Raw genomic sequence first — 16,270 nt, 5'->3', positions numbered from 1 at the left:
TGTAAACCTTTTGAACGATCAATCCTGACAAAAGTCGAGATAGGTGTAAGCCCATTTGCGGGTTTGATCGAGGAGGCTCCGATGTCAAAGTGGAAAGTCACTTTCGTGGACGATCATGGTGAAACGATCGACGAAGTCTTCGAGTGCGAGGAATGCCCCAGTCATGAACGGGCAGCTCGCCTCATCAAGGAACGATTGCTGCCAGTCGCCGCCGAGCTTGACCTGAACGATCTGGAAGGGCGCACCGCCGATGCCGGCGTAAAAAGCCTGAAAACCCAGAACAGCATCGAAATCCGCAGCATCACCCCAATCTGAATCTTCATTTTCTTCATGTACCAGGCCTTGGCAGCGGCTCTATCTTGGGGCTACTCTGCAAGCGAGATCAGCGAACGGATCGCTAAGGTCTGGTCTTGTCAGCTACATGCTTGTTTCCCGCCGGCAACGCGGTTGCCGTAAGCACCCGGGCCCTGTGGGCCAGTGCAGGGAATACGGAAAGTCTATCCATCTATGCGAGGGGGACGATTCATGAGCACAGCCTATCAAGAAGACATCAGCAGCAGTGTGCTGCGCCGCATGAAAGAAGGCGGTTTCGATTTTTCCCGATTCCATCCCATCGAGTTCTACGCCATTTTCCCGGACGAGGAGCGGGCACGCAGGGCGGCAGGCAAATTTCGCGGTGAATCCATCAATGCCCAGGTCAGTGCGCGCGACGACGGCGCCTGGTCTCTGGAATTGAGCAAGGTGATGTACGCAACCTACGACGACATTGGCGATTTCGAGCAGGGTTTTTCGGCGGTGGTCGAGCCCTTGGGCGGCATCATCGAAGGCTGGGGCGTGAAACAGGAGATCCGCAACCGGCACCGTTTGAACTGATCACTCTCGCAACACGTCGAGCAACGGCTGACCTTCGGGTCGGCCGTTGTCGTTTCTACGGCCCCGAAAGCGCATGGCAAAACCCTGAAACAAGAAACCGGCGCAAAAAAAAGCCACCTGAAATGGTGGCTAAAAGGGAAGACCGCAAGGAGAGGAAACCGGTCAGGGTTAAGGCCGGGAGGGCTGCCAGGGCAAGCCGGAACAGTGAGGCTGCGTGCTTCGTCAGCGACGTTTTTGCAGCGGATGCGCGGATTATCCGCAGCCGCCGACGGGCAGTGAAATCAACTCTGACTATGCTGGTGATAGGCGACGGGACTGCGTCGCAATGAGGCGGGGGCGATCAGGTGGGAGCATTTGCCGCACAGGAATGGTGCGGTGCATGCGGCGTCAATATCCAACCGATTGAAATCAAAGCGTTTATGCCGATGGCACGGGCCTTGCGAAGGCCTGTATGTCCGGAGTGACAAGGAGTACGGCATGATCCGCACCTATTTTGATGAGATGTACGATGCCGGCGGCCAGATCCGCCCGCATTACCGGGAGTTTGCCCGCTGGCTGGCCGAAACGCCTGACGAGCTGCTGGCCCAGCGGCGACGCGAGGCCGATCTGCTGTTCCATCGCGCCGGGATCACCTTCACGCTCTACGGGGACGAGCAGGGGACAGAGCGTCTGATTCCCTTCGACACCATTCCGCGCAGCATTCCGGCCAGTGAATGGCGGATCGTCGAGCGCGGCTGCATCCAGCGGGTCAAGGCGTTGAACATGTTCCTCGCCGACCTTTACCACGAGCAACGCATCATCAAGGCCGGGATCATTCCCGCCGAGCAGGTGCTGGCCAACGAGCAATATCAGTTGGCGATGCAGGGGCTGGACCTGCACCGCGATATCTATTCGCACATCTCCGGCGTCGATCTGGTGCGCGACGGCGACGGCACGTATTACGTGCTCGAGGACAACCTGCGCACGCCAAGCGGCGTGAGCTACATGCTCGAAGACCGCAAGATGATGATGCGCCTGTTCCCCGAACTGTTCGCGGCCCAGCGCATCGCTCCCATCGACCATTACCCGAACCTGCTGCTCGACACCCTGAAAAGCTCAAGCCCGATCGACGACCCGAGTGTCGTGGTGCTGACGCCGGGACGCTTCAACAGCGCGTTTTTCGAGCATGCGTTCCTGGCCCGGGAAATGGGCGTGGAGCTGGTGGAGGGCGCGGACCTGTTCGTGCGCGACGACAAGGTCTTCATGCGCACCACCGACGGCCCGAAAGCGGTGGACGTGATCTACCGCCGGCTCGACGACGCGTTCCTCGATCCGCTGGCGTTCCGCCCGGATTCGATGCTCGGCGTGCCGGGGCTGCTGTCGTCGTATCGCTCCGGCAACGTGGTGCTGGCTAATGCCATCGGCACCGGCGTGGCGGACGACAAATCGGTGTATCCGTTCGTTACCGAAATGATCCGTTTCTACCTCGACGAAGAACCGATCCTGAAGAACGTGCCGACCTGGCAATGCCGTAACCCGTCTGAACTTTCCCACGTGCTGGCCAATCTTCCGGATCTGGTGGTCAAGGAAACCCAGGGCTCCGGCGGTTACGGGATGCTCGTGGGGCCGGCGGCGACGACCGCGGAAATCGATGCGTTCCGCGAGCGGATCAAGGCCAAGCCCCACGCGTACATCGCGCAACCGACGCTGTCGCTGTCGACTTGTCCGACCTTTGTCGAAAACGGCATTGCGCCGCGCCATATCGACCTGCGCCCGTTCGTATTGTCCGGCCGCGAAACCCGGGTCGTGCCCGGCGGTTTGACCCGTGTTGCCCTGCGTGAAGGCTCTCTGGTGGTGAATTCATCCCAGGGCGGCGGAACCAAGGACACCTGGGTGGTCGAGGATTGAAGGAAGCCTGCCATGTTAAGTAGAACTGCCTCGGATCTGTACTGGATGTCGCGCTACCTGGAGCGGGCGGAAAACCTCGCACGGATGCTCGACGTCAGTTATTCGCTGTCGCTGATGCCGCAGGACGGCCGTGGCGACGGTCTGCACGAACTGGCGATGCCGCTGCTGATCACCGGCACGCTGGACGATTACCTGGAACGCCACGGCGAGCTGCATGCCGAGCGCTTGCTGCACTTCTTCGCCCTCGACGCGGCCAATCCGGCGAGCATCTATAGCTGCCTCGGCGCGGCGCGCGCCAGCGCCCATGCGGTGCGTGGCCGGATCACCGCCGACATGTGGGAGAACATCAACGCCACCTGGCTGGAGATTCGCGGGATCGCCAATCAGGGCCTCAGCCGCTATGGCATGAGCCGCTTCTGCGAGTGGATCAAGGAGCGTTCGCACCTGTTCCGTGGGGCATCCTACGGCACCATCATGCGCAACGACGCGTTTCGTTTCATTCGCCTGGGGACCTTCATCGAGCGGGCGGACAACACCTTGCGCTTGCTCGATGCGCGTTACGAAATGGCCGGCGATCAGGCCGAAGCAGTCAGCGACGGCACCGCTCACGCCTATTACCAGTGGAGCGCCTTGTTGCGGGCGCTGTCATCGTTCGAGGCCTACACCGAAATCTATCGCGATGCGCCCGGCGCCCGGCATGTGGCCGAGCTGCTTTTGTTGCGTGCGGATGTGCCGCGTTCGCTGCGGGCGTGCACCGAGGAGATCGACCAAATTCTGGCGCAGTTGCCGGGGGCCAACGGTCGTCCCGCACAAAGGCTGGCGGCGGAAATGGATGCGCGTCTGCGCTACACCGGCATTCAAGAAATTCTCGAGGAAGGGCTGCACGCCTGGCTCACCGAGTTCATCCCGCTGGTGCGCCAGCTGGGCAACGCCATTCACAGTTCCTACCTGGAGGCCGCATGAGACTTTCCATCAGCCACGAGACCACCTATCACTACGAAGATCAGGTGCGCGCGAGCATCCAGTACCTGCGCCTGACACCCCACGACAGCGAGCGTCAGCACGTGCTGAGCTGGCAGCTCGACCTGCCACGCCCGGTACGAGCCCAGCTCGATCCGTTCGGCAACATTCTGCACGTCCTGACCATGGACGAGCCTCACGAAGCGATCATCATCGGCGCCCGGGGGCAGGTCGATATCGACGAGTTGCGCGAAGCCGAGCACGAGAGTCAGTCGGCGCTGCCGTTCCTGCGTTTCACCCGGCTGACCGAGGCTGACGAGGCGTTGCGGGCGTTTGCCGAGAAATCCTGCAAGCAGCGACGGGACCGCAATGCACTGATCGACCTGATGCATGGGCTGAACCAGCACATGACCTACAAGCCGGGCGCCACCGAAGTCGATACCAGCGCCGCCGAGGCGTTTGCCGGGCGGGCGGGTGTTTGCCAGGACCACGCCCACGCGTTCCTGGCCTGCGCACGCAGCCTCGGGGTGCCATCGCGTTATGTGTCGGGTTATCTGTACAGCGAGGATTGCGAGCATCTGGCCAGCCACGCCTGGGCCGAGGCCTGGATCGATGACGCCTGGTACAGCTTTGACGTGACCAATGAACTGGCGCGGCCGGAGCGGCACCTGAAACTGGCGGTGGGGCTTGATTACCTCGACGCCTGCCCGGTGCGCGGCATGCGTCGGGGCGGCGGGTCAGAGCAGATGCACGCGAAAGTGCTGGTGTCGCCGACACCAGCGCCAATCATCTCGGTGCAGCAGCAGTAAGATCCGGGATACCGCATCGCTGGCAAGTCGAGTCGTCGCACCGCAGCTCCCACAGAAATGCCGCTGATTCAAATCCAACGCATAACCTGTGGGAGCGGGCTTGCCCGCGAAGAGGCCAGTGAGCGCACTGCAAGACTCAAGTCATCAAGGCTTAACCTTGCGCCCGGCCATGTGCTGCAAATACCCGATCAGTTTCTGCAGATCCGCATCCGGCAACACCTCGGCGGAAAACCCCGGCATCTTCGCCTGCGGCCACTGGCGCAGACTCTGTGGGTCGCGGATGTAGCGCTTGAGGAAGTCCGCGCCGAAGTATTCGGTCGGGTTGTACGGAATATTCAGATCCGGCCCGAACTGCGCATCGCCTGCGCCATTCAGGCGATGGCACGCCAGACAGTTTTTCTGGAACAGGGCAAAGCCCTGATTCACCGGGTCATCGGCCTTCAACGCAGGATCCGGCAACAGGGCAGGGAAGCGCTCGGCCACCGGTGCCATGCGCTTGATGCTCGCCACTTCGAACGGCCATTGTTCCGGGCTGATGTTGCCGGCCTGCGGATCGGTCCACACCAGATAGAACGGCCCGGCGCTGTGCTTGCCTTCCGACAGCGGCGGCCAGGGCTGCGCCGGATCTTCGATGGCCAGCCAGGCGCGGGAACCTTTGCTCTCAAGTAGCGGCGCGGCGGAAAGCTCTGCGGCAAAACCGTCCAGCGCCACGGCTTGAAGGTGATCGTCCGGTTTGATGCCGGTCAGCAGCGCGGCCATCGGCACGGCGCGATAGGTCATGTCCTTCTTGTAGGACACATCATTCTTGACCGTGAGGGTTTGTACCTGAGGATGCTTGAGCAACTCCTCGGTCTGCCAGGTGCGGGTGTTTGCACCCAGCTCCAGGTTCAGCTGCGCGGCAGAAAGGGGCATGCTCAGCAGCGCGGCCCCAAATAGAATGAGCGTTTTCAAGTGATCGCCGTCCATGTCGTGGAAGTGCGCAAAGATTGGCACAGCCACGCTGGCCCGGGTAGCGGGCCAGTCGCATTTTCAGTGGCGATAAACAATACCTGACACTTGAATCAGCCGATGACCTTGGTCAGGTTCGGCAGAATCAACAACAGCGTCGTGGCGAAAAGAATGAGCCCTGCTTGACGTACTTTCGGTTGTTTGAACATGGCTTGACCGCCTTTTTTGTTATTTCCTGATGCCTGCCTGCATATCCATGATGGCAAGCGCTGCACTTCCTGTTGAAGAACGTCTGCCTCGGCAAAACCCGACGACAACAACGTACATCTTCACCTTAGGGCCCGCGTCACGCTTCGCTTAGATCCATTTCGTATGTATTTGCTACCTGTCGCGATTAAAAAGGCATGAGGCCCATTGCCAGCTTCTTTGCCGCCCGTTTGCTAGACAGCTCGCGCACCTGAACCGGTTAATCAAGCCACGGATGACCGTCCGTCTGAGCGTGCGCGTCAACGTCATTGAGCGCTGTGGTCATTGAATCCATGACGGGTGAAGACAACAGTGGCAGCACGAATTTCACTCACCGCACAGGTTCGAGGACGTCATGACCCAAGCTTTGATTTTCGACGCGTTACGCACGCCCCGTGGCAAGGGCAAGGCCGACGGTTCGCTGCACAGCGTCAAACCGGTGAACCTGGTGGCAGGGCTGCTGACCGCTTTGCAAGCGCGCACGGAGCTGGACACCAGCCAGGTCGATGACGTGGTGCTCGGTTGCGTCACGCCAATTGGCGATCAGGGCTCGGACATCGCCAAGACCGCCGTGCAGGTGGCCGATTGGGACGTCAGCGTCGCCGGCGTGCAGATCAACCGCTTCTGCGCCTCGGGGCTGGAAGCGGTGAACCTGGGGGCGATGAAAGTGCGCTCCGGGTTTGAAGAACTGGTGGTGGTCGGCGGCGTCGAATCCATGTCTCGCGTGCCGATGGGCAGCGACGGTGGCGCCTGGGCGCTCGACCCGCAGACCAATCTGCACAGCCACTTCACGCCACAAGGCGTCGGCGCCGACCTGATCGCCACCCTTGAAGGCTTCAGCCGTCAGGACGTCGATGCCTACGCGCTGCACTCGCAACAGAAAGCGGCGCGCGCCCGGGCCGACGGATCGTTCAACAAGTCGTTGGTGCCGGTGCAGGACCAGAACGGCATCATCCTGCTTGATCACGATGAGTTCATTCGCGCCGAGTCGACCCTCGAAGGTCTGGGCAAACTCAAGCCGAGCTTCGAGATGATCGGCCAGATGGGCTTCGACGCTACGGCGTTGCGGGTCTACAGCCATGTCGAGCGGATCAATCATGTGCACACGCCGGGCAACAGCTCGGGGATCGTCGATGGCGCGGCGCTGATGCTGATCGGCTCCGAAGCCAAGGGGCGTGCGTTGGGCCTGCAACCCCGGGCGCGGATTGTTGCCACTGCAGTCACCAGCACCGACCCGACCATCATGCTCACCGGCCCGGCGCCGGCCACTCGCAAGGCACTGGCCAAGGCCGGGCTGCGAGTGGAGGACATCGACCTGTTCGAGGTCAACGAGGCGTTCGCCTCGGTGGTGCTGAAATTCATCAAGGACATGGCCGTCGATCCGGACAAGGTCAACGTCAATGGCGGCTCGATCGCCATGGGCCATCCGCTGGGCGCCACCGGTTGCGCGATCCTCGGCACCTTGCTCGATGAACTGGAAGCCCGGCGCCTGCGCTACGGCCTCGCGACGCTGTGCGTCGGCGGTGGCATGGGTATCGCCACCATCATCGAACGCCTCTGACCCCAAGGAATTCTGTCATGACCCAAGCCATTCGTTACGAAAAAGGCCAGGACGGCATCGTCCTCCTGACCATCGACATGCCGGGCCAGAGCGCCAACACCATGAACGCGGTGTACCGCGAGGCCATGGCCGAAAGCGTCGCCCGTTTGCAGGCGGAAAAAGATGACATCGCCGGGGTGATCATCACTTCGGCCAAGAAAACCTTCTTCGCCGGCGGCGACCTGAATGAACTGATCAAGGTCGGCAAGCCCGAAGCCAAGGCGTTCTACGACATGGTGCTGACCCTCAAGGGCCAGTTGCGCACCCTGGAAACCTTCGGCAAACCGGTGGTCGCGGCGATCAACGGCGCGGCGCTCGGCGGCGGCTGGGAAATCTGCCTGGCCTGCCACCACCGCGTGGCGCTGGACGATGCGTCGGTGCAACTCGGTTTACCGGAAGTGACCCTCGGCCTGTTGCCGGGCGGCGGTGGCGTGGTGCGCATGGTGCGCATGCTCGGCATCGAAAAGGCTTTGCCGTATCTGCTTGAAGGCAAGAAAGTCCGTCCGCAGCAGGCGTTGCAGGCCGGTTTGATCGATGAACTGGCGGCGGATTGCGATGAGCTGCTGGCCAAGGCCCGGGCCTGGATTCTTGCCAACCCTGCGGCCGTGCAGCGTTGGGATGTGAAGGGTTATCAGATTCCCGGCGGCGCGCCATCCAATCCGAAAGTTGCGCAGATGCTGGCGATTGCGCCGTCGATCCTGCGCACCAAAACCCAAGGCACGTTGCCGGCACCGGAGAAGATTCTGTGCGCGGCGGTGGAAGGCGCGCAGGTGGATTTCGACACGGCGCACCTGATCGAAACCCGCTACTTTACCGAACTGACCACCGGCCAGATCTCGAAAAACCTGATCGGCACCTTCTGGTTTCAGCTCAATGAAATCAATGCCGGCGGTTCGCGGCCGCAGGGTTTTACGCCTTATGTGACGAAGCGTGTGGGCGTGCTTGGCGCCGGAATGATGGGGGCGGGAATCGCGTACGTCAGCGCTGTGGCCGGAATCGATGTGGTGCTCAAGGACATCAACCTTGCTGCTGCCGAAAAGGGCAAGGCGCATTCGGCGGCGCTGCTGGATAAAAAAGTCGCTCGTGGGCAAATGTCTGCGCAGCAGCGTGAAGCGGTGCTGGCGCGTATCCAGCCGACCGAAAGCGATGCCGATCTGGCAGGTTGCGATCTGATCATCGAGGCGGTGTTCGAGGATCGTCAGCTCAAGGCCAAGGTCTCGGCGGCAGCGCAACAGGTGGTTGGTGCCGACGCGGTGATTGCCTCCAACACTTCCACATTGCCCATCACCGGGTTGGCGACTGCGGTGCCGGATCAAAGCAAGTTCATCGGCCTGCACTTCTTCAGCCCGGTGGAGAAAATGCCGTTGGTGGAAATCATCAAAGGCGCGCAAACCAGCGACGAAACGCTTGCCCGTGGGTTCGATTTCGTGCTGCAAATCAAGAAAACCCCGATTGTGGTCAACGACAGTCGTGGTTTCTTCACTTCGCGGGTATTCGGCACTTTCACCAATGAAGGCATTGCCATGCTGGGTGAGGGCGTCAGTGCGCCGATGATCGAGACCGAAGCGCGCAAGGCCGGCATGCCTGTCGGGCCTCTGGCGATATCCGACGAAGTTTCCCTCAGCCTGATGAGCCATATCCGTCAGCAAACGGCTAAAGACCTTCAAGCAGAAGGGAAACCGCTGATTGAGCACCCGGCGTTCGCCGTGATTGACTTGCTGCTCAACGAATACAAGCGGCCGGGCAAGGCAGCGGGAGGCGGTTTTTATGAGTACCCCGCGGGTGGGCAGAAACATTTGTGGCCCGAGCTGAAAACCCGTTTCGAGAAAGCCGACGGGCAGATTTCGCCCAAGGATGTGCGTGATCGACTGCTGTTCGTGCAGGCCATCGAGACCGTGCGCTGTGTGGAGGAGGGCGTGCTGACGTCGACGGCGGACGCCAACGTTGGCTCGATTTTCGGCATCGGCTTCGCGGCATGGACGGGCGGCGCGTTGCAGTTCATCAACCAATATGGCGTGAAAGACTTTGTCGCCCGGGCACAGTATCTGGCGGAACAGTACGGCGAGCGTTTCGTACCGCCAGCGTTGCTGCTTGAGAAGGCTGCGAGGGGCGAATTGTTCTAACGGGCTGGGGACGCATTTCGGGGCTTGCCTTGCCGGGTGGTTTCAAGGCAGGCTCTGGGCTGTGCATTATTCCCATCACGTGTCAGGTATTTTTTATGTCGCTACGCATCTGCATTCTGGAAACCGACATCCTGCGTCCGGAACTGGTCGATCAATATCAGGGTTACGGGCAGATGTTCCAGCGCCTGTTCTCGCAACAGCCGATCGCCGCCGAGTTTACGGTGTACAACGTGATGCAGGGCGACTATCCGAGTGATGAACTGACTTTCGATGCGTACCTGGTCACTGGCAGCAAGGCCGATTCGTTCGGCACCGACCCGTGGATCCAGACCCTCAAGCAATACCTGCTGACCCGCTATGAGCGCGGCGACAAACTGCTCGGCGTGTGCTTCGGCCATCAACTGCTGGCGCTGCTGCTGGGCGGCAAGAGCGAGCGTGCTACTCAAGGCTGGGGTGTCGGCATTCACAATTACAAACTGGCGGCCAAGGCGCCGTGGATGAGCCCGGTGCGTGAAGAGCTGACGCTGTTGATCAGCCACCAGGATCAGGTCACCGCGTTGCCGGAGAACGCCACGGTGATTGCATCGAGCGATTTCTGCCCGTTCGCCGCGTACCACATCAACGATCAGGTGCTGTGCTTCCAGGGGCATCCGGAATTCATTCACGACTACTCGCGGGCGCTGCTGGATCTGCGTCAGGAAGCGCTGGGCGAGCAGGTGTACAGCAAGGGCGTGGCCAGCCTGGAGCATCAGCACCACGGCACCACGGTGGCGGAGTGGATGATGCGCTTCGTGGCGCACAAGCCGACCGCCGCTTGAGTCCGAACGCCCTCGTGCCTTGCACGGGGGCGTTTTTTTTACTTACAGCCAACCGGATTTCTTGAAGCTCGCCCACAGGCTCACGCAGCCGACCGTGATAAAGCCCAGTACGCCGAAATAGCCGTAGTGCCAGCTCAGCTCCGGCATGTTCTGGAAATTCATCCCGTAGATCCCCGCCACCGCCGTCGGGAATGCCAGAATCGCCGCCCACGCTGCAAACTTGCGCTGCACCACGCTCTGGCGTGACGCCTCCAGCAGCACGCCAATTTCGATGGTCTGGCTTGCAATGTCGGCCAGGGTGGTCAGGTCTTCCATCTGCCGCGTCACATGGATCTGCACGTCGCGAAAGTACGGACGCATGTTCTTGTCGATGAAGGGGAAGCTCAGCTTCTGCAGTTCTTCGCTGATTTCCACCATGGGAGCGGCGTAGCGGCGCAGACGCAGTACGTCGCGACGCAGGCCGTGCAGCTTTTGGATGTCGTGTTCATTCAGTGCGCTGCACAGCACATTGCGCTCCAGCTCATCAATCTCGGCATGGATCGCTTCGCCCACCGGCTGATAGTTTTCGATCACGAAATCCAGCAGCGCATACAGTACGAAATCTTCCCCGTGTTCCAGCAACAGCGGCCGCGCCTCACAGCGCTGGCGGACATGGGCGTAGGACGCCGAATGGCCATTGCGGGCAGTGATGATGTAGCCCTTGCCGGCGAAGATATGGGTTTCGATGAACTGCAGAATTCCGTGTTCGCGCACCGGCGAGTAGGTGACGATGAACAGCGCGTCGCCAAAGGTTTCGAGCTTCGGCCGGCTGTGTTTTTCCAGGGCGTCTTCGATGGCCAGTTCGTGCAGATTGAACTGGCGTTGCAGGTTGGCCAGTTCCTGGGCATTCGGCTCTTCGAGGCCGATCCAGACGAAGTGGCCAGTCTTGGCGGCCCAGGCCGCGCCTTCGTCGAGGGTAATATTGGTGACTTTCTTACCGGCGCTGTAAACCGCAGCAGCAACAACTCGACCCATGGTGGTGATTCACTTCTACTTGGCAGATGGCAGGGGAGGCATGGCTTCAGCTTAGCCGTGTCGCTGCTTGAGAGTCAGTGAAATCTGCACAGTTCAACGGACAAAAGAAAACCCGCACTGGGCGGGCTTCTTTATTCACGCGGCTTGCAGCTGCCGGTCCATCGCATCGATGCATTCGCGCATCTGTTCGCGGCACTGGTTGATGAGCGTGGGCATGTCGTCCATGGTCATGCCGGCGGTAGGAATCGCCGGCAGCGAGCGAATGAGAATTTTCCCGCTGTGCCAGCGATTCAGACGCATGTGCTTGATGTAGCTGCTGACACACACCGGAACGATCGGCACTCCGGCGGCGATGGCCATCTGGAACGCGCCTTTCTTGAACGGCAGCAGTTCTTCACCCAGGTTGCGGGTGCCTTCCGGAAAGACCCAGATCGAGGTGTCTTTGTGCTGCAAGGTGTCGGTGGTGGTCAGCATCGACTGGCGCGCCTTGTGCGCGTTCCCACGATCGATCAACACATTGCCCGCCAGCCAGAACAGTTGCCCGAACAGCGGTACCCACTTCAGGCTTTTCTTGCCGATGCACACGGTACGATGCGGCACCACGTTACCGAACACGAACAGGTCGTAGTTGGACTGATGGTTGGCGATGATCACGCAGCTGTCGGGTTTGTTCATTAGCGCGCCAACATCGGCCTTCACCCGCAGACGCAAAATGCACATGGCCGGCAGTGCATAGAGACGGGCACACAGGCGACTGTTGTCCGGATTGAACGGGCGGCACAGCCCGAGGATCACCCCGAGGATTCCCGCCAGAATAAAGTGCAGGCCCATCAATAACATACGAAACACAAACAGCATTTTCAGGCCCATCGGGACAAAAGGTGGCGCAGTGTACGGATGTGCACTGTTTTCGGCAATTGCCGCTATAGAGTCCGGAGATGGGCGATGTTTAAGCGCATGTTTCCGACTTGTTGGTCAGAGGCGTCCTAGAGCTGCTGCGGAGTTTTCAACGGGGCGTGCAAGAAAAAGCCCGACACGACGGTCGGGCTTTTCTGAATCGGTATGAGCCGGGTGTCAGCCCAAGTGTTCCTGATCCTGGATGATTGCGTTGTCCAGGGTTTCCAGCAGCGCCTTGCGCACTTTCAGCTTGGTGTTCTTGTGCGCGGTCATGTTGATCTTCTTCAACTGACGCGCGGCGGCGAGGGCAGCGCCTTGCAGTTCTTCTGCCGCGACCACCTTGTCGAGAAAACCGGCATCCACTGCGCTTTGCGGATCAAACATCTCCCCGTTGATCACCGAGCGATGGAAGGCCGAGCGACGCAGACGATCACGAGCCAGCTCGATGCCGGCGTGGTGCATGGTCATGCCGATCTGCACTTCGTTCAGACCGATGCTGAACGGGCCGTCGACGCCGATCCGGTAATCGGCGGACAGCAGAATGAATGCGCCTTTGGCCACGGCATGCCCCGGGCAAGCAACGATTACCGGGAACGGGTGCGACAACAGGCGACGGGCCAGGGTCGAGCCGGCGGTCACCAGCGACACGGCCTCTTTAGGGCCAGCAGTCATCACTTTCAGGTCATAGCCGCCAGACAGAATGCCCGGCTGACCGGTGATGATCACAATGGCACGATCCGCCACCGCCTGATCCAGCGCCGCGTTGAAGGCCGCGATCACGTCCGGGGAAATGGCGTTGACCTTGCCGTTGCTCAGGGTCAGGGTCGCGATACCGTCTTCGAGGTGGTAGGCAATCAGGTCGCTCATGGCGCAATTCCTTGTAAGAAAGATGGGCAGACGTTACCCACCGTCGCCGGTCAGGTAAAGCACTGTGACTGACCCGCCAGTCACCGTTTACCGCCCGATGCGCTGCAACGCGCCCCGCGTCTGACGCCTGCGCACCTATAAAGAAGGGCCGCGCCCACCCGAGATTGGCCGAATCACCATGGACTCTCGATGGCGGTCGCGGCTTTTTCGCTTAACCGCATGAAAATTCTGAAAAAAAGTTTGCCATCAGAAAAGCTTTCGACTACATTAGCGCGCCTCGACAGACAGAACATGTCTGAAGAGATACGGTGAAGTGTCCGAGTGGCTTAAGGAGCACGCCTGGAAAGTGTGTATACAGGAAACTGTATCGAGAGTTCGAATCTCTCCTTCACCGCCAAATTCGATGTAAACAAAACCCCTGGTTTCGAAAGAAGCCAGGGGTTTTGTGCATTCTGGTGCCCGGTTTTTTGGTCGCAGAGATCGCTTCGGCTTCTCTTTGCCAGGGCATTACAATCGTGGCTTTATCCGGCAAGTAAAAGGACGACCTCCATGATCATTTCCACCACCCATTCCATCGAAGGCCGGCAGATTACGGCGTATCTGGATATCGTCAGTGCCGAGTCGGTGCAGGGCGTGAATGTGATTCGCGATATGTTCGCCGGCATGCGGGACTTTTTCGGTGGGCGTTCGCAGACGCTGGAGCGGGCGTTGAAGGAGGCGCGTGTTCAGGCGACTGACGAAATCAAGGAGCGTGCGCGGGCCTTGCAGGCGGATGCGGTGGTCGGGGTGGATTTCGAGATCAGCATGCCAGCGGGAAAGGGCGGCATGGTGGTGGTGTTTGCGACCGGTACGGCGGTCAAGTTGCGCTGAGGCTTGTGAGCCCATTCAAGGGAATGGGCTCTTTGCTGACAATCAGCCCTGTGGTTTGAGCAGGACAGTGCCTTTCGAATCGTAGGTCAGTGGTGTATCGATCGCGACGAGAGGCGGGGTATCGCCCGGCTGAGCTGGTTGGGCCGGGTCCGGGTGGTAGATGACACCAGGCTGCAACGGGCTCGGTCCAGTCGGTTGCTTGATGACGATTTCGCCCGAAGCGACTTTTTCCTTGAATTTCTCTGCTCCGGCTTTGCCGGCGGCGATCTGTTCATCCGTGAGCTTTACAACGGGCAGTGTCGGGAATCCTTTAATTTCCATGTTCTCTCCTTGAGATTGATTGCGTAGGAAAAAGGGCAGCGGCCAGTTGCCGGGAATCTTTAGGCGCGTGAGACCAACGGTTCGTCATTGTGTTTAATTTCCGTAGGCCATTCGTCGGGCTTTGGGTGATCTGAATCACAAGTCCAGGAATGACCGGCTAGTCTCAAAAGCCTTGGAGGTCGATATTTTTTCAGGCAAAAGGGTTTGCCGGTGTCGGCCCGCTTTTGAAAAGGGGTGAAGAGATGACTGATCCGTACATCGAAGACGACGGGGCTGAGTTTTCATTCAACAATTGCGTGCGCTGCGGCCAGACGGAGTATCAGGCCGGATTCGGTGAGGATCCGGTGCAGACCGGCAAGATCAAGTCGACAACACCCAAGGGGCCTAAAGCAAAATTTCTGCCCAAGGTGACGGCACGTTCCAGGAAGTAATCCGGATGCCACACAGCCCCGCCATTGAGCGGGGTTTTTTGTTTCTTTTTCGAGAAATGCCCTACAGAAATTGCAAATTCGTCTGGTTTCTTTCACAAACTTTTCACACCCGCCTGAGTAGGGTGAAGCCATCCGTTAGAAAGCAAGTCTCCAGCCCGTCTCCCCAGCGGGCTTTTTTTTGCCTGCCATAAAACCTTTTCCATAATCGCTGTCCAATCGGCGCCAAGTGCGCTGCAACGCTGGACATTGCCGCGGCAACAGCATTCAATCTGCGCCCTTTTTTATTCCTTCTGTTGAGGTTCTCGTCATGCGTTTAACTCTGCCTGCTCTGGTTCTGGGGCTTCTGGTTGCTCAAGGTGCAATGGCTGGCGACGGTACCGCCGCACTGGGTGGCGGTCTGGGCGGCGCGCTGGGTAACGTGGTTGGCCAAAAAATGGGCGGCAGCAACGGCGCGGCCATTGGCGCTGGCCTGGCCGGCGCAGCTGGCGGTGCGTTGGCAGCGAAGAAGGGGGCCCGCACAAAGGCGGCTATTGGCGGTGGTGTCGGTGCGGCGGGTGGTTCGATCATCGGCAACAGCCTGGGTGGCAAGAACGGCGCGACTATCGGTGCCGGCCTGGGCGGCGCTGCTGGCGGCGCAGTGGGCAGCAACTTGTCCAAGGGGCACAAGCGTCACTGATTGCGAATGCATGTCTGAAAAGGCCCGACTTTATGCCGGGCCTTTTCGTTGCTGAACGTTTTACCCGAATTCGCCTCCAATGCCACATAGCCCACTCCGCGGGCGAACCGTCCCGATCCGGGACCTGTGAGGTCTGTATGCGCTCGACTTTAACTGCAACTGCGTTGGTTATAGGACTGCTCGTGGCTCAAGGCGCCATGGCTGCCGGCGATGGTTCCGCGGCTGTCGGTGGTGGGCTGGGCGGTGTACTGGGCAATGTGGTCGGCGGCCAGCTCGGCGGCAGCACCGGTGCTGCGGTGGGTGCCGGCGTTGGCGGTGCGGCCGGTAGTGCCGTCGGAGCGAACAAACGCAATCGCACGGAAGCCGCCATTGGCGGTGGCCTCGGCGCCGCAGGCGGTTCAGTGGTCGGCAACAGCCTCGGCGGCTCCACCGGTTCGACCATTGGCGCAGGGTTGGGTGGCGCAGCGGGTGGTGCGGTCGGCAACAACCTGGGTGACGATGGCGGCAAGTCGCACTCCGGCGGTGGTCATAAGCACAAGTACAAACACAAGAATCGTCATCGTTGAGTGATCGGTTCTACGGAAACCCGGCTTTATGCCGGGTTTTTTGTGCCTGTGCGTCATGCGCAGGAACGATTGGCGACCATACTTTTCGAACGTCGTATACGAATGCGACTGACGAGGTGCGCCATGACTCCCGAAACCGAAGGCAAGGAAGAAAAAGGCCCGAGCGGATTGCCGTTTATCAATGATCCGGGGAATGAAGATCCGGGGTCATTGATGGATGATGCGACGGTTCCGCTTTTGGAGGGTGAGGAAGAGCTTGAGTATGAGGATTTTGATGATGATGAGTGATGGACACTTGTTTCGTTGAATATTGGAAATTCTATTTAGAGCGCTAAGGGCTTGAGCAGTGGTCTAACCCAGCCAT

The 16,270-nt window shown here is 59.9% G+C and carries 19 protein-coding genes and 1 tRNA gene; 14 read left to right on the top strand and 6 right to left on the bottom strand.

The window, feature by feature from the left end; all coding sequences use genetic code 11:
• Positions 1–81 precede the first annotated feature (81 nt).
• From AWU82_RS05080 to AWU82_RS05060, 5 genes are all read left to right on the top strand, one after another.
• Positions 82–315 (top strand): hypothetical protein, encoded by a 234-nt coding sequence (locus AWU82_RS05080; protein ID WP_007959980.1) that lies wholly within the window; start codon positions 82–84, stop codon positions 313–315.
• A 210-nt stretch (positions 316–525) separates the two neighbouring features.
• The gene (locus AWU82_RS05075; protein ID WP_007959978.1) at positions 526–873 is read left to right on the top strand and encodes a ribonuclease E inhibitor RraB; all 348 of its coding nucleotides are present in this window, start codon (positions 526–528) and stop codon (positions 871–873) included.
• Between the two features lie 477 nt (positions 874–1,350).
• Complete coding sequence (locus tag AWU82_RS05070; protein ID WP_039769936.1) at positions 1,351–2,760, top strand: circularly permuted type 2 ATP-grasp protein; 1,410 nt, start codon at positions 1,351–1,353, stop codon at positions 2,758–2,760.
• A gap of 12 nt (positions 2,761–2,772) precedes the next feature.
• Complete coding sequence (locus tag AWU82_RS05065; protein WP_007959974.1) at positions 2,773–3,723, top strand: alpha-E domain-containing protein; 951 nt, start codon at positions 2,773–2,775, stop codon at positions 3,721–3,723.
• On the top strand, positions 3,720–4,529 hold the full coding sequence (locus AWU82_RS05060; protein ID WP_007959971.1) for a transglutaminase family protein: 810 nt from the start codon (positions 3,720–3,722) through the stop codon (positions 4,527–4,529). The genes AWU82_RS05065 and AWU82_RS05060 overlap by 4 nt, the downstream gene beginning before the upstream one ends.
• Before the next feature lie 144 nt (positions 4,530–4,673).
• On the opposite strand, the gene AWU82_RS05055 is transcribed toward AWU82_RS05060, so the two are convergent.
• Entirely contained in the window at positions 4,674–5,495 is an 822-nt protein-coding gene (locus AWU82_RS05055) for a c-type cytochrome (protein ID WP_064378727.1), read from the bottom strand.
• Between the two features lie 95 nt (positions 5,496–5,590).
• Positions 5,591–5,794 carry a hypothetical protein gene (locus AWU82_RS05050; RefSeq protein WP_143491825.1) on the bottom strand — a complete coding sequence of 68 codons (204 nt, stop codon included), beginning with the start codon at positions 5,792–5,794 and terminating at the stop codon, positions 5,591–5,593.
• A 284-nt stretch (positions 5,795–6,078) separates the two neighbouring features.
• On the opposite strand from AWU82_RS05050, the gene AWU82_RS05045 reads away from it, so the two are divergent.
• The 3 genes from AWU82_RS05045 to AWU82_RS05035 all read left to right on the top strand — a co-directional run bounded on the left by AWU82_RS05045 (position 6,079) and on the right by AWU82_RS05035 (position 10,264).
• On the top strand, positions 6,079–7,284 hold the full coding sequence (locus AWU82_RS05045; protein WP_064378728.1) for an acetyl-CoA C-acetyltransferase: 1,206 nt from the start codon (positions 6,079–6,081) through the stop codon (positions 7,282–7,284).
• A 17-nt stretch (positions 7,285–7,301) separates the two neighbouring features.
• Entirely contained in the window at positions 7,302–9,446 is a 2,145-nt protein-coding gene (locus AWU82_RS05040) for a 3-hydroxyacyl-CoA dehydrogenase NAD-binding domain-containing protein (RefSeq protein WP_064378729.1), read from the top strand.
• 95 nt (positions 9,447–9,541) lie between these two features.
• A complete protein-coding gene (locus tag AWU82_RS05035; protein WP_064378730.1) occupies positions 9,542–10,264 on the top strand; it encodes an amidotransferase in 723 nt (240 codons plus the stop codon).
• Between the two features lie 42 nt (positions 10,265–10,306).
• On the opposite strand, the gene AWU82_RS05030 is transcribed toward AWU82_RS05035, so the two are convergent.
• From AWU82_RS05030 to AWU82_RS05020, 3 genes are all read right to left on the bottom strand, one after another.
• On the bottom strand, positions 10,307–11,278 hold the full coding sequence (locus AWU82_RS05030) for a magnesium and cobalt transport protein CorA (protein ID WP_064378731.1): 972 nt from the start codon (positions 11,276–11,278) through the stop codon (positions 10,307–10,309).
• A gap of 135 nt (positions 11,279–11,413) precedes the next feature.
• Positions 11,414–12,136: a 1-acylglycerol-3-phosphate O-acyltransferase gene (locus AWU82_RS05025; RefSeq protein ID WP_064384027.1), complete on the bottom strand. Its 723-nt coding sequence runs from the start codon at positions 12,134–12,136 to the stop codon at positions 11,414–11,416.
• Positions 12,137–12,352: 216 nt separating this feature from the next.
• Positions 12,353–13,042: a crotonase/enoyl-CoA hydratase family protein gene (locus AWU82_RS05020; protein ID WP_011333225.1), complete on the bottom strand. Its 690-nt coding sequence runs from the start codon at positions 13,040–13,042 to the stop codon at positions 12,353–12,355.
• A gap of 307 nt (positions 13,043–13,349) precedes the next feature.
• Between AWU82_RS05020 and AWU82_RS05015 the strand changes: the two genes are divergently transcribed.
• Positions 13,350–13,439: transfer RNA gene (locus tag AWU82_RS05015), tRNA-Ser, on the top strand.
• Positions 13,440–13,591: 152 nt separating this feature from the next.
• Positions 13,592–13,912, top strand: a complete 321-nt coding sequence (locus AWU82_RS05010) for a YbjQ family protein (RefSeq protein WP_007959944.1) — start codon at positions 13,592–13,594, stop codon at positions 13,910–13,912.
• A 42-nt stretch (positions 13,913–13,954) separates the two neighbouring features.
• Here the strand turns inward: AWU82_RS05010 and AWU82_RS05005 are convergent, their stop codons facing one another.
• The gene (locus tag AWU82_RS05005; RefSeq protein WP_011333226.1) at positions 13,955–14,233 is read right to left on the bottom strand and encodes a hypothetical protein; all 279 of its coding nucleotides are present in this window, start codon (positions 14,231–14,233) and stop codon (positions 13,955–13,957) included.
• Positions 14,234–14,475: 242 nt separating this feature from the next.
• Between AWU82_RS05005 and AWU82_RS05000 the strand changes: the two genes are divergently transcribed.
• The 4 genes from AWU82_RS05000 to AWU82_RS04985 all read left to right on the top strand — a co-directional run bounded on the left by AWU82_RS05000 (position 14,476) and on the right by AWU82_RS04985 (position 16,194).
• Entirely contained in the window at positions 14,476–14,664 is a 189-nt protein-coding gene (locus AWU82_RS05000; protein WP_041475182.1) for a hypothetical protein, read from the top strand.
• Between the two features lie 307 nt (positions 14,665–14,971).
• Positions 14,972–15,340, top strand: coding sequence for a hypothetical protein (locus AWU82_RS04995; protein WP_011333227.1), 369 nt, complete (start codon positions 14,972–14,974; stop codon positions 15,338–15,340).
• 137 nt (positions 15,341–15,477) lie between these two features.
• Positions 15,478–15,906, top strand: coding sequence for a glycine zipper domain-containing protein (locus tag AWU82_RS04990; RefSeq protein ID WP_011333228.1), 429 nt, complete (start codon positions 15,478–15,480; stop codon positions 15,904–15,906).
• A gap of 123 nt (positions 15,907–16,029) precedes the next feature.
• Complete coding sequence (locus tag AWU82_RS04985; RefSeq protein ID WP_007952178.1) at positions 16,030–16,194, top strand: hypothetical protein; 165 nt, start codon at positions 16,030–16,032, stop codon at positions 16,192–16,194.
• Positions 16,195–16,270 lie beyond the last annotated feature (76 nt).

It is taken from the genome of Pseudomonas glycinae (assembly GCF_001594225.2).
Classification (GTDB): domain Bacteria; phylum Pseudomonadota; class Gammaproteobacteria; order Pseudomonadales; family Pseudomonadaceae; genus Aquipseudomonas; species Aquipseudomonas glycinae.
This window is presented reverse-complemented; position numbering and strand designations above follow the sequence as displayed.

Excerpts from the sequence above, each read along its gene's own strand:
- AWU82_RS05080 (WP_007959980.1), top strand. The coding sequence starts at position 82 with ATGTCAAAGTGGAAAGTCACTTTCGTGGACGATCATGGTGAAACGATC.
- AWU82_RS05075 (WP_007959978.1), top strand. The coding sequence starts at position 526 with ATGAGCACAGCCTATCAAGAAGACATCAGCAGCAGTGTGCTGCGCCGC.
- AWU82_RS05070 (WP_039769936.1), top strand. The coding sequence starts at position 1,351 with ATGATCCGCACCTATTTTGATGAGATGTACGATGCCGGCGGCCAGATC.
- AWU82_RS05065 (WP_007959974.1), top strand. The coding sequence starts at position 2,773 with ATGTTAAGTAGAACTGCCTCGGATCTGTACTGGATGTCGCGCTACCTG.
- AWU82_RS05060 (WP_007959971.1), top strand. The coding sequence starts at position 3,720 with ATGAGACTTTCCATCAGCCACGAGACCACCTATCACTACGAAGATCAG.
- AWU82_RS05055 (WP_064378727.1), bottom strand. The coding sequence starts at position 5,495 with ATGGACGGCGATCACTTGAAAACGCTCATTCTATTTGGGGCCGCGCTG.
- AWU82_RS05045 (WP_064378728.1), top strand. The coding sequence starts at position 6,079 with ATGACCCAAGCTTTGATTTTCGACGCGTTACGCACGCCCCGTGGCAAG.
- AWU82_RS05040 (WP_064378729.1), top strand. The coding sequence starts at position 7,302 with ATGACCCAAGCCATTCGTTACGAAAAAGGCCAGGACGGCATCGTCCTC.
- AWU82_RS05035 (WP_064378730.1), top strand. The coding sequence starts at position 9,542 with ATGTCGCTACGCATCTGCATTCTGGAAACCGACATCCTGCGTCCGGAA.
- AWU82_RS05030 (WP_064378731.1), bottom strand. The coding sequence starts at position 11,278 with ATGGGTCGAGTTGTTGCTGCTGCGGTTTACAGCGCCGGTAAGAAAGTC.
- AWU82_RS05025 (WP_064384027.1), bottom strand. The coding sequence starts at position 12,136 with ATGCTGTTTGTGTTTCGTATGTTATTGATGGGCCTGCACTTTATTCTG.
- AWU82_RS05020 (WP_011333225.1), bottom strand. The coding sequence starts at position 13,042 with ATGAGCGACCTGATTGCCTACCACCTCGAAGACGGTATCGCGACCCTG.
- AWU82_RS05010 (WP_007959944.1), top strand. The coding sequence starts at position 13,592 with ATGATCATTTCCACCACCCATTCCATCGAAGGCCGGCAGATTACGGCG.
- AWU82_RS05005 (WP_011333226.1), bottom strand. The coding sequence starts at position 14,233 with ATGGAAATTAAAGGATTCCCGACACTGCCCGTTGTAAAGCTCACGGAT.
- AWU82_RS05000 (WP_041475182.1), top strand. The coding sequence starts at position 14,476 with ATGACTGATCCGTACATCGAAGACGACGGGGCTGAGTTTTCATTCAAC.
- AWU82_RS04995 (WP_011333227.1), top strand. The coding sequence starts at position 14,972 with ATGCGTTTAACTCTGCCTGCTCTGGTTCTGGGGCTTCTGGTTGCTCAA.
- AWU82_RS04990 (WP_011333228.1), top strand. The coding sequence starts at position 15,478 with ATGCGCTCGACTTTAACTGCAACTGCGTTGGTTATAGGACTGCTCGTG.
- AWU82_RS04985 (WP_007952178.1), top strand. The coding sequence starts at position 16,030 with ATGACTCCCGAAACCGAAGGCAAGGAAGAAAAAGGCCCGAGCGGATTG.